Origin of the sequence: Candidatus Kryptonium thompsonii, from assembly GCF_001535985.1 — a bacterium.
GTDB lineage: Bacteria > Bacteroidota > Ignavibacteria > Kryptoniales > Kryptoniaceae > Kryptonium > Kryptonium thompsonii.
On record NZ_CZVS01000050.1, the window covers coordinates 1 to 14,831 of the forward strand.

The 14,831-nt window shown below is 36.1% G+C and carries 16 protein-coding genes, 1 tRNA gene and 1 CRISPR repeat array; of the genes, 3 read left to right on the forward strand and 14 right to left on the reverse strand.

All coding sequences use genetic code 11. The features are described from left to right. Both AWW78_RS07525 and AWW78_RS07530 read right to left on the reverse strand, forming a co-directional pair. Positions 1–193, reverse strand: a 193-nt coding sequence (locus AWW78_RS07525) for a co-chaperone GroES (RefSeq protein WP_047134763.1), incomplete at its 3' end; no start/stop codon positions are given. 295 nt (positions 194–488) lie between these two features. Then, positions 489–815, reverse strand: coding sequence for an RrF2 family transcriptional regulator (locus tag AWW78_RS07530; protein WP_218059848.1), 327 nt, complete (start codon positions 813–815; stop codon positions 489–491). Positions 816–912: 97 nt separating this feature from the next. Here AWW78_RS07530 and AWW78_RS07535 point away from each other — a divergent pair. The 3 genes from AWW78_RS07535 to AWW78_RS07540 all read left to right on the forward strand — a co-directional run bounded on the left by AWW78_RS07535 (position 913) and on the right by AWW78_RS07540 (position 1,996). Continuing rightward, positions 913–988 (forward strand) — tRNA-Ala (locus AWW78_RS07535). Positions 989–1,077: 89 nt separating this feature from the next. Further along, positions 1,078–1,206: a hypothetical protein gene (locus AWW78_RS10850; protein ID WP_276325949.1), complete on the forward strand. Its 129-nt coding sequence runs from the start codon at positions 1,078–1,080 to the stop codon at positions 1,204–1,206. Beyond that, a complete protein-coding gene (locus tag AWW78_RS07540; protein WP_075426196.1) occupies positions 1,160–1,996 on the forward strand; it encodes a ParB/RepB/Spo0J family partition protein in 837 nt (278 codons plus the stop codon). Before AWW78_RS10850 ends, AWW78_RS07540 begins: the two co-directional genes overlap by 47 nt. Here the strand turns inward: AWW78_RS07540 and AWW78_RS07545 are convergent. From AWW78_RS07545 to AWW78_RS10660, 12 genes are all read right to left on the reverse strand, one after another. Then, positions 1,993–4,434 (reverse strand): Lon protease family protein, encoded by a 2,442-nt coding sequence (locus AWW78_RS07545; RefSeq protein WP_047134764.1) that lies wholly within the window; start codon positions 4,432–4,434, stop codon positions 1,993–1,995. The genes AWW78_RS07540 and AWW78_RS07545 overlap by 4 nt on opposite strands. Before the next feature lie 70 nt (positions 4,435–4,504). Then, positions 4,505–4,984 carry a cupin domain-containing protein gene (locus tag AWW78_RS07550; RefSeq protein ID WP_082349046.1) on the reverse strand — a complete coding sequence of 160 codons (480 nt, stop codon included), beginning with the start codon at positions 4,982–4,984 and terminating at the stop codon, positions 4,505–4,507. Positions 4,985–5,043: 59 nt separating this feature from the next. Beyond that, positions 5,044–5,265, reverse strand: a complete 222-nt coding sequence (locus AWW78_RS10760; protein ID WP_234697380.1) for a hypothetical protein — start codon at positions 5,263–5,265, stop codon at positions 5,044–5,046. A gap of 30 nt (positions 5,266–5,295) precedes the next feature. Beyond that, a complete protein-coding gene (locus AWW78_RS07555) occupies positions 5,296–6,234 on the reverse strand; it encodes a cation:proton antiporter (protein WP_234697379.1) in 939 nt (312 codons plus the stop codon). Positions 6,235–6,283: 49 nt separating this feature from the next. Further along, entirely contained in the window at positions 6,284–7,603 is a 1,320-nt protein-coding gene (locus AWW78_RS07560; protein ID WP_234697378.1) for a multiheme c-type cytochrome, read from the reverse strand. Between the two features lie 122 nt (positions 7,604–7,725). After that, positions 7,726–8,073 carry a DUF488 domain-containing protein gene (locus AWW78_RS07565; RefSeq protein ID WP_047134765.1) on the reverse strand — a complete coding sequence of 116 codons (348 nt, stop codon included), beginning with the start codon at positions 8,071–8,073 and terminating at the stop codon, positions 7,726–7,728. A 28-nt stretch (positions 8,074–8,101) separates the two neighbouring features. After that, positions 8,102–10,382: direct repeats of the CRISPR family, unit length 30 nt; unit sequence GTTTAAATTCCACACTGGTTCGATGCTCAC. 179 nt (positions 10,383–10,561) lie between these two features. Continuing rightward, positions 10,562–10,690, reverse strand: coding sequence for a CRISPR-associated endonuclease Cas2 (locus AWW78_RS10915; RefSeq protein ID WP_320410032.1), 129 nt, complete (start codon positions 10,688–10,690; stop codon positions 10,562–10,564). 31 nt (positions 10,691–10,721) lie between these two features. Then, positions 10,722–10,823: a CRISPR-associated endonuclease Cas2 gene (locus AWW78_RS10920; protein ID WP_320410033.1), complete on the reverse strand. Its 102-nt coding sequence runs from the start codon at positions 10,821–10,823 to the stop codon at positions 10,722–10,724. Between the two features lie 11 nt (positions 10,824–10,834). Beyond that, on the reverse strand, positions 10,835–11,869 hold the full coding sequence (gene cas1b / locus AWW78_RS07575; protein ID WP_047134766.1) for a type I-B CRISPR-associated endonuclease Cas1b: 1,035 nt from the start codon (positions 11,867–11,869) through the stop codon (positions 10,835–10,837). Positions 11,870–11,871: 2 nt separating this feature from the next. Continuing rightward, a complete protein-coding gene (gene cas4, locus AWW78_RS07580) occupies positions 11,872–12,381 on the reverse strand; it encodes a CRISPR-associated protein Cas4 (RefSeq protein ID WP_047134767.1) in 510 nt (169 codons plus the stop codon). A 29-nt stretch (positions 12,382–12,410) separates the two neighbouring features. Then, on the reverse strand, positions 12,411–14,630 hold the full coding sequence (locus AWW78_RS07585) for a CRISPR-associated helicase/endonuclease Cas3 (RefSeq protein WP_047134768.1): 2,220 nt from the start codon (positions 14,628–14,630) through the stop codon (positions 12,411–12,413). Further along, the coding region (locus AWW78_RS10660; protein WP_218059849.1) for a hypothetical protein at positions 14,615–14,831 on the reverse strand (217 nt) is incomplete at its 5' end. The genes AWW78_RS07585 and AWW78_RS10660, both read right to left, overlap by 16 nt.

The window sequence follows — 14,831 nt, forward strand, 5'->3', positions numbered from 1 at the left end:
CAACCTTTACCTCCATAGGTATCTTCTTTCCATCATCAGTTATCCGCCCTGGTCCAACAGCAATCACTTCCCCCTGTTGAGGACGCTCTTTTGCTGTATCTGGAATGACTAGACCACTTTTTGTAACTTCTTCAGCTGGCAGTGGCTTTACCACAACCCTATCAGATAAAGGCCGAATGTTCACTTTTGCCATAAGTTCAACCTCCAACTTTTTTGTTTTTATTAGCACTCAATAAGTGTTGTTGCTAACCGTATATAAATATAATCTCTAAAACAATTTGTGTCAAGTGACAAAATGTCTTTTTATTTAACCCAAGCATTGAAAATCAAACGAAATCGAATTAACAAAATCAAAGAATTATGCAAATTTGTCATGTAGTTAAATTTTTAAATCCTCTTTTAAAAGCTCTTTAACCGTCTTTTCTGAGAACATTTGCTTTATCTCTTCTCTAATATTACGCCAATAATTGTGAACAGGGCAGGGACTTTTATCTGAGCAATTTGGAAGCCCCAAAACACAATCCTTTAAGAGTTTCCCCCCCATCAAGAGCAAAAACTATATCCAGCAATTTCAATTTCTCGGGCGATTTTCTTAAACGAAATCCGCCGCTTTTACCCCTTTTTGAATATATAATTCCTGCTTTTACAAGTTTTTGAATTACCTTTGCAAGAAAATGTTGAGGAATTTTTAAATCCCGCGCAATTTCCTCAGCATCTATCCACTTTTTAATACTTTTTCCATCAGTTTGATTCAAAGCGATGTAGAGAACAGCTCTCAATCCATATTCAGCGGTCTTGCTAAGTAAAGTAGCCATTTTTGTCATTCTTTTTTCAAAAATTTAAAATTAAATTTCCGCATTTAAAAATTTGCAAAAGTTAAAATTATGTTTTAAATTAAAGTTGACTTTACCTGGGGCCGTAGCTCAGTTGGGAGAGCGCCACAATGGCATTGTGGAGGTCACGGGTTCGAATCCCGTCGGCTCCACCATTTTTAAGAAACCTGCCCTGATCTAACTTGAAAAATTCAAGTGAACCCATTAAATTTTTTATAAGTAAAAATAAAAGAGTGTGAATAATATGACAAACGAAAGGTGGAAAATATATCCCGAAAGGGATGAAGTTTCAGATGAATTAAAAAATCTTGCCAAACAAATCGAAGATGATGGGGGGTGTCGTTTTAGCAATTTACCAAGAACCGTATGGTAAAAACTGGCAAATCTTTGCTCTTCTACCACTTGAAAAAGTAAAACCAACACCATTTCAAAGAGACCTATCAACAGCGCATGTAAAAAGACTCCAAGAAGTAATTGAGGAACTCAAAAGATTTATCGATCCAATAGTAGCTATAAGATATTCAAATGGGGAATACTGGACTCCAAATGGAAATCACAGAAGAGAAGCACTACTTCGCCTTGGGGCTAAACAAATACCAGCCATAGTAATTCCAGATATCTCGGTTGCATTTCATATCCTATCACTTAACACAGAAAAAGCTCACAACTTGAGAGAGAAATCACTCGAAGTTATCAGAATGTATAAAGGTTTGCTCGAAACGAATGGAAAAGCTTCCGAAATGGAATACGCTTTCCAATTTGAGGAGGCTTACTTCATAACACTTGGCTTGATTTACGAAAACCACCCCAAATTTAGCGGTTCAGCATATGTCCCAATACTTAAAAAAGTTGACAACTTTATGGATGTACCTTTGACAAAAGCACTGACAGAAAGAGAAAAAAGAGCGGAACTTCTTAAAGAAGTTGATGATCTAGTTGAACCAATCGTTCATAGTTTTAGAGAAAGAGGGATAAATCATCCTTTCTTGAAACAAGCGGTTGTTTCAAAAGTTAATCCGATAAAGAGAAAGAGAAAAACAACAATTGGATATGATGAGTTATTTAAGCAGATGAAAAAGGCACTTGAGAAACTCGATCCATCCTCAATAACAATGGATGAACTTATCGCTCTTGCATCTGAAATGAGCGAATGGGTAGATTAATCGCTTGTAAATTTCTTTAAAGCCTTTGAAATTTCGCGCAATCTCTTATCGACAAGATAATTTACTGTCCCAGGTTCAAATTCGCCGTTTTTAAGTCTTTTTCCTGCCTTAACACCTGTTAAAATTTCAATTCCCTCATCGATTGTTTCAACAGGATAAATGTGAAACATTCCATTCTTAACAGCTTCAATCACATCATCCCTCAACATAAGATCATCTACATTTTTCTTCGGAATTATCACACCTTGTTCCCCTGTCAATCCTTTGGCTTTACAAACATCAAAGAACCCTTCTATTTTCTCATTTACACCACCTATCGGCTGTATATCACCTTTTTGATTTACAGAACCCGTCACAGCTATCCCTTGCTTTATCGGCAATCCAGAAAGAGCCGAAAGCAAAGCATATAGCTCAGTTGAAGATGCACTATCCCCATCAATGCCAGAGTAAGACTGCTCAAAGCAAATACTCGCAGAAAGTGTAAGTGGTTTATCCTGAGCGTATTTCTCTCTTAAATAACCCACAAGGATCAAAACACCTTTATCATGAATTCTCCCACTTAAATTAGATTCACGCTCGATATTTATAACGCCAGATCTCCCCATCGACACAGATGCAGTAATTCTAACAGGTCTCCCAAATCTATAATCCCCCATTTCGTAAATTGTTAACCCATTAACTTGACCAACTCTTTCACCAGTAACATCAACAAATATTATACCTTTTGCGATCAACTCTTTTATTTTATCTTCGATCATTTTTCTTCTATAAAAGCTTTCCTCAATTGCTTTTTTAACATGCTCTGCCTTAACAGATTCATCCCCATCAACCCCAGCCCAATAGTCAGCCTCTCGAATTAAATCTGCTATGACGCTAAACTTTGTTGTGATTTTATCTTTCCTTCCCGCATGCCTTACTGCAAACTCGACGATTTTCCCAACTGCTTCTTTATCGAACGGTCTCAAATTCTCATCACGACAGACCTTCTTCACAAATTTTGCATACTGTGCTATTGCTTCATCATTTAAATCCATCTCAAAGTCAAAGTCAGCCTTTATCTTGAAAATTTTTCTAAAATCTTCATCATACTCATAAAGCAAATAGTAAAGTTCAGGATCGCCAAGCATCACAACTTTTGTGTTTACTTCAATTGGTTCTGGCTTGAGCGAAATTGAACTTATCTGGAAAAATACATCTATAGGTTGAATCTCAAGTTTTCTATACATTAAAGTTCTTTTCAAAGCTTTCCAAACCCCAGGCTCACTTAGCGCATCTCTCGCGTTCAAGACAAGATAACCACCATCAGCCTTTAAAAGCGAGCCAGCTTTTATTTTTGTAAAATCAGTTCTCCAGAACCCGCGAGAATCGTAAACTTTTTCGATTGTCCCAAATATGTTCGAAAATGTCGGGGTTGTCTCAATTATAACTGGAACTCCATCTTGCTCTGAATTATCAAGGATCACATTTACGCGATACGGAAGGAATGGATCAACTTCGTCCCTTTGTTCAAGGAATGGAACTGGTGGCTTGCCTTGTTCTGCTGAAGCCTTGAAAATGTTAAGATTATTCAAAATATGCTTCTTCACCTCATCAAGATATTCATGAACCTTTGGAATTTTAAACTGCTCTTTGATTTCATCAATTATGCCCTCGACGATGGACTTGACAGCATCTCGTTCAAGTTCCTCAAGTTCTTTTGAGAGCTCCCTTGCAAGCATCATTTCCTTTTTAAAAATTTCCTGCATCTCCGCCTGAAGCTCCAGATATTTCTGCTGAATTTCTCGAGCTGTTTCCTCAGAAATCTTTCCCGCCTTAGCAAGATTAGAAAGTTGCTCCACAGGAACAGGTTTACCATCAATTATTGGAACAATGCTTGGCTTGATGACATTCTCAACTTGCATGTTTATAATTGCAAATCTTTCGCTTTCAACTTTTTTCTGAAACTCGCGAAACAATTCTTGCTCTTTTTTTTGATATCTTTCGATTATTTTATTTCTCGCATCTATATACTTTTCATCCTCAAGCGTTTTGGGAATTTTCTGCTTAAGATAAAAAATCATCGCTTCCATATTTCGCTTGAACATTATCGCTTGCCCCCTCGGAAACTCAAGAAGCCGTGGTTCATCAGGATTTTTAAAGTTATAAACATAACATCTATCGGGTGCCTGAGGAGCTTTGGGAGAAATTTGTTTGAGAATGTGTTTTATCGTGGTCATCCTCCCTGTTCCAGTCAAACCGCAAACAAATATATTATACCCAGGTGCAAAAAGCTCCGTTCCAAGTTTCAATGCCTTTAAAGCTCTTTCCTGCCCAATTATGTCCTCAAGAGGTTCAACGGTGTCCGTCGTCTCAAACTGCAATTTTTCAATTGGGCATGTCCAGCGAAGTTCTTCAGGTTTTAACTCATTAAATTTTTTCTTTAATTTAAGTTTCGCCATAGTGCGGGATCTCAAATTTGTTGGTTATATCTCACTTGAAATTTATAACTTTGGCTGGAAAGAAAAAATTTCACTTTAACTTGGGATAGGTTTCAGGTATGCGTATAACCTTACTTACCTTCTCATTTTTCAACAGTTCAAAAATCTCTTTTTTTGTAAGCAACTTCGGTTTATCCCTCTTTGCATCAACTATGCAGAAAAATCCAAACGGTTCGTCCGAATCATTCACAAATTGATGTGGAACATTTGAGCCAATGTATAAAACATCCATGAAACCCATATCAAAAATATCGTTCCCAGCTATCGCTTTGCCCCTACCCCTAAGGCATATAACCACATGTTCATGGCGGTGCTTCTCAAGCGTCGAATATCCTCCAGGCGAAATCTCGAAATATCTTAAATTAAATTTTATCTTTTCACCTGACTTCCCAGCTATCACCTGCCTAAGAACATTAAGCCAGGTATTTTTTTCATCTTTGTACTCTTTAACCTCAACCCCATCCCATCTATAATTTTCAAATTTTAAAAATCTAACTTTTTCCTCACTCATCACTCGCACCTAACTTTTTTGAAAAATAAACTAAAAACAACCAAAAAAACAAAAAGTACCTAAACCACATTAACTACATCTGCTGTTTTACTTCCCATAGCTCCAAGCATCATCAAAGATGTTAAAATGACCACTTGCACTATTAAGGATTCATTAACTAAATCCACCCTATAACTCACAGGAATGCTGATAAATAGGAGAATTGTTATCAAGCCTCTGGGTGCTATAAAAAGAATTGGCTTCGCACTCAGTTTAAATGCTTTGATGAGTATAAATCGCAAAACATAAATTAAAGCACATATAGCGATTGCCTAAAGCACTGTCTTTAGATTTAACAAATTGCTTGTTTCAATCAAATAACCAAACAATAAGAAGAAAAATGACCTAACCAAAAATGTAAATTCTATCGTCAACTCTTTAAACCTATCAACTTCATCACTTAAGACATCAACCCGTAACATCTCGAAAAGTTTACTTGTCCTTTCTATTTTATCTATATTCCCTAAGAAAAGACCAAAAACAAGTATAAGAATTAATGCAGGCAAATGGTAAATCTTAGAGATCGCATATATCATTATTATGATCACAATGATCGGTATAAACTTCACATGATGTTTTATCCTGCTTAGCAGAAAAGCCAAACTTAATGTCGTAAGAGATGCTATAATCAAAATTAACAGAGTTTCAAAAGCAAAAGTGATAATAGATTTAACCTCAATTCCGTTATTAAACACAAAAAAGTTAAAGGCTATTATGCCGAAGATATCTGACAAGCTACTTTCATAAACGATAAATTCTCTGTCTTCAGCAGGCAAGTTCTTGGCACTTGAAATTGCGATGGAACTACTTATCACAGCCAGTGGAATCGAATTTACAAAGCCAACTTTAAATGGGATATTTCCAAAATACCAAAATGCAAGGGCAAGCGTAGAACTGATTATCAAAATCGGCAGAAGGGCAAAAAGAGCAGTTTTTAAAATAAATGGAAACTTATCTTTATTCAACTCTAACTCCAAAGAAGCTTCCAGTATAATCAATATCAAACCAACAGTTCCAAGTATTGGAAGCGTGAAGGTCAAGTCAGGCAATGAGATATTCAGCATTTCCACAACAATTACCTTGGTCAACCATCCAGCAAGAAGCAAAAACAACACCGACGGAATTCTAGTCTTCGATGAAGTTATATCAAACAGATAAGCAAGCAAAAGCAGAAAGCAAAGCGATATGATTATTAAATTTGCATCACCCACAATTAAAGCCTAAAATTGCTTACAAGTTATCAAAACGATTCTGATTCGCTCATTTTCTTTTCTTCGTTTGGGCAAATTGTTTTCTTAACATTTCTGCTTCATGTTTTATCTCGGCGAGATCTCGTTTCATCTCAGCCCAACCATACCAGTGCATATAATCTGGGTTCATATGAAAAGCTCCCTGAAAACTTCTCATCCTATGTTCAAGGAACATAACATAAAGCTTTTGCTCGATGGGATGGCGAACTTCGTAGAATCTCAACAAATCAGTATGCAAAGGATAATCCTTTGGTTTTTCAAGAATTCCATCTTTATAAAGCGATTCAACAATTTTAATTGCCTCTGCCATAAGCTTATCTGATTCTTTTATCACCTCATCAGCTTTATCAAGTTGCTCTTTGGCAAAGCTTGGGCTATGGCATTGCGAACAAACTTTTAACATTCTATCTCTTTCCGCCTGCCACTCCTCCGCTGTCAATCTCACAACTTTACCAGCTTCAACTATTTTAACTCTTTCTGTAAAGTTTCCTTTTTCATCAAGGACACCAAGACCCCTCATGATAGTATTTCTTAATTCTCGCCATTCTGGATCTTTTTCAGCTACTCTTAACGCAAGGAAACCCCAAGCAGTTCTAACGCCATGATCACCATCGGGCATGTGGCAAGTTTGGCAAACTGGGGCTCTGGGAGTTTTGCTATCAGCCTTGTAAGGTTCTTTATACCACTGGCTCAACGGCTTGCTGAAATCCCAACTATCTTTTTCAACTGCGTAAATTGTTCCATGTTTTGATGTGCTCCACATTTCCCACTGCGGATGATCAAACCCCATATGGCATGTCATACAGGCTTCTGGCTTTCTGGCTTCAATGGTTGAAAATTTATGTCGAGTATGGCAGGCATCGCATTTACCCTCGTCCCTTCCGATCCTATGGCATCCACCGCAACCTTTCTCACCCTCGATTATAACACTTGGTTGATCTTTAGTCGTTGGCATAGCCATCATAGCAACCCACGCAAGAGCATGCTTGCCCCGTTCAAACTCGTTCACTTTATCTTCATGACATTGAGCACAATTTCTGGGCGAAACAAGCCTTTTAACTCTTTTATCCTCACAACTACTTTTCGATTCGTGTATTTCCTTAACAGCTTCCTTCACTGGAATATGACAATCTGCACACCCAACCCCTGCTTCGTAATGTTTGCTCAATTGCCAATCCCTGATCGCACTCGCAGTTATCCCCTTAGATATATGACAATTCACACATTCATTTGAATTCACAGCCTTGGAGTTTTTAGGATAGAAGATGGCAAGTAAAGTTATAAACAGGAAGGGGAAAACTGATAAACTGAACATTTTGATCCTGCCCATAGTGGAACCTCAATTTTAGTTTAAATTTCTTAACTATTTTCCGCTATGTTTATCTTAAATTTAACGAAAATTGGGCTTAGAGTCAATAGCAGGTTTCTGAAAACTTTTTCGAAGTTATCCCATCATTTTTTATTCTCCAAGTAAATCTTTAATGCTACCGCACTATTATGTTCCGTATCGCGTGCACTATACAGAAGGGTTACATTTCCTTTGCGGGCCTCTGTTAAGATGGGTTGCCATGCCTCGGGTTTGCCATCTAACTCAGCAAAGTAGCGTCGTTTAAATTCTTCCCATTTCTTTGGGTCATGCCCATACCAAAGTCGCAAGCTGTGGCTTGGAGCTACTCCTTTCAACCATGCGTCAATTTGCAAAGTTTCTTTCTTCACACCCCTGGGCCATAATCTCTCCACCAGGAAACGCTTACCGTCATCAGGTTCAGGGGCCTCATAAACACGCTTGGTCTTGATCATAAAAATACTTCCCTTCTGATAAAGTGATTTAAAAATTCCACACTGGTTCGATGCTCACTGACACGCTGGTTGAGGAAATGGCGTTTCTGAACTAGTTTAAATTCCACACTGGTTCGATGCTCACGAAAGCGCAATCGATACGATCGCGATATTCATGAACGTTTAAATTCCACACTGGTTCGATGCTCACATTTTTGACCCTTTGTATGTGATCCTGCGAAATGAGAGTTTAAATTCCACACTGGTTCGATGCTCACCAAAGTGTATGAATACGAAGGGAATCTTTTTTATTTCGTTTAAATTCCACACTGGTTCGATGCTCACTTATTCAAACAGGGGAAAATTCAATTTTATTTTATAAGTTTAAATTCCACACTGGTTCGATGCTCACTATTTTGATGGTGAGAATTATTATTTATTTGATAAGTGTTTAAATTCCACACTGGTTCGATGCTCACAGCAACTAAAAAATACATCTTGCTTATATCTACCTTGTTTAAATTCCACACTGGTTCGATGCTCACACTGATCCAACCAGTTATACTAAGACAAAAGAAGAAGTTTAAATTCCACACTGGTTCGATGCTCACAGGAAAAACTAATAGACCTATACTCTACAAAATAATGTTTAAATTCCACACTGGTTCGATGCTCACGCAAAATGCCTGCAGAATGTCGCTTGTCCAGAGGGTGTTTAAATTCCACACTGGTTCGATGCTCACGAATCGCGCTTGCAGGGTATTTCGACGCTGAAACTTGTTTAAATTCCACACTGGTTCGATGCTCACTATGGAATTTTTCTCTCTTACTGCAAATTGGACAATGTTTAAATTCCACACTGGTTCGATGCTCACTCAAAAATGAAGCGGATTGGATAAGGAAAGAAAAACGGTTTAAATTCCACACTGGTTCGATGCTCACAAATTATTTAAAAACAACTTATCCCAAAGCCTATATGTTTAAATTCCACACTGGTTCGATGCTCACTAAATGTGATTATCTTGCTTACATAAGTGATAAGGAGTTTAAATTCCACACTGGTTCGATGCTCACAAATCAAAAAAGAGAATGAAAATGCAAAATCAAAAAGTTTAAATTCCACACTGGTTCGATGCTCACAAGGATATAGAAAACTTATACTTGCGATAATTGTTTGTTTAAATTCCACACTGGTTCGATGCTCACACTTGAGAGCAACCGAAAAATTGTAATTGAAAACTTGTTTAAATTCCACACTGGTTCGATGCTCACAAGAATTTTTGAAAGAGCGATTAAAACCCAAATTTGGTTTAAATTCCACACTGGTTCGATGCTCACCGGTAAAGATAGTGGGCATTTTTTATTCCAAAGCATGTTTAAATTCCACACTGGTTCGATGCTCACCGTTGTTTTTGCGATTTTTTAAAAAAATCAAAAAAAGTTTAAATTCCACACTGGTTCGATGCTCACATATTCGGAATAGGGGTTTCAGAAAACCTATTTCCAGTTTAAATTCCACACTGGTTCGATGCTCACAGATTGCAGAAAGAATTATGCTGATGGTTGAAATGGGTTTAAATTCCACACTGGTTCGATGCTCACAATGAGGAAGATGTTTGGCTTTTGATTGACCCCACTGTTTAAATTCCACACTGGTTCGATGCTCACTAAATCAAAAGGAGAATGAAAATGCAAAATGAAAAGGTTTAAATTCCACACTGGTTCGATGCTCACTTCTACTGAGAAAATTCTTACCGAAAAAATTCATACGTTTAAATTCCACACTGGTTCGATGCTCACATTTAAAGCGAAAGCGGAAGGATTTTTAAAAACATGTTTAAATTCCACACTGGTTCGATGCTCACACAATTCCACATTATATCTTGAATCTGAAGGACTTGAGTTTAAATTCCACACTGGTTCGATGCTCACGGAAGTTTGATGGAGAGTGGTGGTGGGGGTATTATAGTTTAAATTCCACACTGGTTCGATGCTCACTCGCAATTTGGGGGAAATGAGGCATTATTTAAAAGAAGTTTAAATTCCACACTGGTTCGATGCTCACGGACCTTGAGAGGTTAAAGTGGGCAAACCGGGAATATGTTTAAATTCCACACTGGTTCGATGCTCACCAATAAATAAAGTTGGACCCGTAACATAACCATATTGTTTAAATTCCACACTGGTTCGATGCTCACAAGAACGAGAAGATTTAAACAAGATTTTGAGAGAGCGTTTAAATTCCACACTGGTTCGATGCTCACGTTCTTTGTGTCTTTGGTGGGGAAGTTGATTATTTAGTTTAAATTCCACACTGGTTCGATGCTCACTCTCCAAAAACTACAAAATTTTACACAGAAAATCAAATTTTTCCAACCTAAATTAAGTCGCGGAGCAAAATGCAAAAATATACGGTCCGCGACTAAGAGAAAACTGATTAATTTTTTTCAAACTTTCAAATATTAAGTATTTAACCGCTAAATTTAACGCCCCAAAACTCTGTCCGCGACTAAATTATTCTACTTACCTCACTTCTTTCCACACCTATAACTTCCCTATCAACCCATTTTTTCTCCATTGAATAAATTAAAACCGAATCCTCATTCAAGTTTATTATTTTTCTCAATTTTACTTTCATTTCCTCAAATTGTCCATCGCTTAATTCTCCTTCAAATACCGAATTTTGCAACCCAATTCAAATACTTTCGCATAAATTTTAAAACTTTGTTCACCCTCTTTTCCGCTATGTCATAAACAACTATGTAATACATTTCTAGCCCCCCTACCACCAAATTTTAAATCCTTCATATTTTTCCTCTCCCATTATATGTTTGATCAGCTTATAACACTCCAATTTTATCAGTGTTCTGTAGCTTACACTCCTTTTCAGCTTTGGATGCTTAATTGTCGTCTCAAGCTTTTTATCAAACTCACCAATGAAAATTTTCCTACCCTTATCATTCAAATAAGTATAATTTAAATCCTCATTAAAATGCTCAGCTTTTATCTGCCTATGATTTATCAAGCTAAAAATTAACCTATCAACAAGCAAAGGTTTAAAAATTTCCGATAAGTCTAAACTTAAAGAAAATCGCTTAGTTGCCGGCTCATGAAGAAAACTTACAGCAGGATTAAGTTGTGTTTTATAAATTTCATCAAGAACCACAGAATACAAAAGTGAGTTTCCAAATGAAATCAGCGCGTTGATAGGATTTGTCGGGGGTCTTCGTTCTCTTTTTTCAAACTTAAAAACTTCCTCATCAGATTTTATTATGAAGTTCCAAGCATCAAGATATATTTTATTGATTCGTCCCTCGATGCCCAAAATTTCTTCAATCTTCTCACAATTCCTCACCTTATCCAGACTGCTTTTAATATCTGAAATGATAAACTCAATTTCATCTTGAAATTCTAAATCGTCCGATCTTGATTGGTAATACTTTAAATTCTTTAAAATGTTATGACCAGCCGAGTTAATAATCTCCTTCGCGATTTCAATTCTAAGATTTGGATCCAAATAAAATTCCACTTGCCTTACTATGATATATCCTGAAATTGAACCTTCACGCGGAAAAAATGTACCTGAGTAATGACCATAGTAATCAAAAACGTGCAACGAAATATCATTTTTTGCTAGGAAATTTAAAGCTTTGCTATTTATATCAATTTCCCCAAAAACAAAAATTGAGTCAATGCTTTCAATTGGTATGATTTTTCTCTGGATATTTTCCTCTTTTTCATCGGAGAATTCAAAAACAATTGTATTTTCCTTTCTCCTCAATCTTCCGTGTCTCATTATGTAAAGTGGCTTTTTCATACCTATACCCAACAAAATTCAAAATAACTACAAGATTTACAAGTGGGGATTCTTACTTTCTCAGGTGCTTTTTCTGATGAAACTATAGCTTTTATATCCTCTAAAACTTTTCGGAGTTTCTCCCTATCCTCATCTTTAAGCTCAATGATTTCCCTTTTGTGAAGTTTTGGATAATTTATCACACCTTTAAATCCAACTGCCTTTCTCGTCTCAAGATAGTAGATATAGTATTTGACCTGCCATATATGAGCTTCCTCCAATTTATTTGACTTTTTAACTTCATGAATAATCTTATTTTCAAAATCAATCCAGTCAATGACTATTGTTTGATCAATATCTATTTCCTTGTCTTCTCTCTCATAAGACGTTTGAGATATGAGCTTCCCAATTTTGACCATATCGGATTCGCTTTCAAAATTTAAATTATGTGCAAAAAGCCAAAGCTTCCTCTTACAAACAAAATAGTAATTCACCATCGTTCCTGTATATTTAACATGTTCGAAAAGCTCCATAAGGTTACATAAACAAAGGTTTTAAAAATTCAATCAATAATTCTTGCATCCGCTGAATCTTCAACACCGGATAAGATTAGCCCCACATTATAGTCATATTCGTAATTGACCACCTTAACATTGGCAAGCAATTCCTTTAAAGCATCGTTGTCAATATAACCACTCAAGGACACTAGTGAATTCATTCTTGTTCTATACAAAGGTATTGGAACCATAAAATCTTTAATTAATTCCATAACAAAAATTTTCTCCTTTTTGTCCTTTACTTTTATTCTTTCAATGATATCCTTCAAAGGCGCTTTATTAAGGTTCAATTCATTTAAAATTTTTAGGTTCTGAACTTCTCTTTCCAATAAACTTTCCGGAATAACTTCAATTTGGCTTATACCCCGAAATATCCTCTGGGCTTCGGATTTTTTATCAACGCTGAAATTTTCAATTAATCCAAGCGCATTACTAAATTTTGTCCAATAACTTGTTTCTTTTAAATTTTTCTCGGAATAAAAATCTTCGACCATCTTTACCTTCTGTTCCTCGGAAAGGACACTGTCCTTTAGCAAAGATTTTGTTTTCTCAACTATTTCCTTTTCATAAACATTTCCAAGTCCTGATACATCCCGGGTAAATATATACACATTTGGCCCACTTGGATAAAACTCACCATCCGTTTTAAACCTTCGATAAACTCTACCCATCCTCTGAATTAGAACATCTAAAGGTGCTAACTCTGTTATTAAAACATCAAAATCAATATCGAGAGATACCTCTATAACCTGAGTAGATATTAAAATTCCTTCAAAATCTTCCCGAAGAACTTTATCTTCTTTAGAAGCTCTATCCATACGCACAAACCTTGAGTGTAGTAACAATGGGGAAAATTCTTTTAAAGAATCATATAATTCTTGAGACCTCTTAACAGTGTTACATACAACGAGTATCTTTTTTACCCGATCTTTCCTTATACTTGTTATAAAATTTTTTAAAGTATTTCCACTTAATGGTTCATCCACTAACTTAATTTTGTGTTTTTTAAGTTTGGGAACTTTAGTAATACAAAATTCACTATACTCTTCTAATCGGTCTTTTAAAAAAGATGGCAAGGTTGCTGTAACCACAAGAAATTTGCCGCCGATTTTAGATATTTCTCCCAATCCATGGGTAATTACCGCCATCGTCTCTGGGGAATACGCTTGAATTTCATCAACTACTACTTTTGAATACGAAAGAGTTGCATAAATTTTCTCAAAGCCAAAATATTTTAAAGTTGCGGTGAAAACTTGATCAGCGGTTGAAACTATCAGCGGATAAGATAAGTCTTTAGCCATTTCGTAATGGTAAAAAGCGTCATCAGTAGATGTATTTTCCCATTCAAACAGCAAATCACTCAATGCTCCGGAATGAAGTAATCCTACATTATCTTTGCCAAACAACTTTGCCATTCTTTCATACATAGCAGTCACGGAAGTTCGCACAGGAAGAGTATAAAATGTTTTTTGGCGATCACTCCACAACAATGCCATCTCTGTTTTCCCCATTCCAGTAGATGCTAAAACAATTCCGCTTTTATTTTTAAGTTCATCACTTATTTCTACCAATTGCCATGGTTGTTTAGTTTTTGTAAGTAAAAAATTTTCAGTTTTACCATACTTATCTATAGGTTCAGATTCAACTAGAACACCAGCAGAAGCTGAGTGGTCTATTCTATTTAAAAGCCCTAGAAGAATTACAAATTTCGATTCTTTTTCTAAATCAAAAACTCCATCAATTCGCCGTGAATAGTATTTCCTTAAAATTTCTACATTTTTTCTGAATATCCCCCTTTTTACCAGAGTAAAAGCCCTATTGAAATATGTACTTAGTTTTTCTATATAGTTTTGGACATCAGAATAAATCTCATTTATTATTTTATCGTCCTTTAAATCAGGAAAATTTCTCCAATGATGGAAAGCCACCATTTTTAAAAGAAGTTCATCATCATCTTCAATAAAAAGAAGTGATAAGAAATTATGAGGGATTTCAGAAGCACCATGAGACTCACTTCCTCTGATCTTCTTTTGAAAAGCAGAATTTGCTTTCCCAAAATCATGGTAAAAACAAGGTTTTCTTAATATTTCCCAATCTTTATCTTCAAGCTGTATTCCCAACTTGCCCCCTAATCTTTTTAAATCCTCAAATGCATTTAATACATCTTCAATATGTTCTTTCAGAGTTTTCTGTGGATGAGATTTAGCAATTATTTCATCCACCATATAGGTATCCCCTCTTTATCTGTGTTTATTATCCTTATTTGTCTTTCTGTAATTCCTTGTTCTGCTTGGGCATAAATCACTTTTATCATTTCAAAATTTCTAAATATTTCTAGATTCTCTCGCTTCCTTCGGCCCCGCTTGCTTTTGTATTTTGGTTTTGATACAAGCTTGTAGTAAGCAGGCAGCATATAAGGTATACCT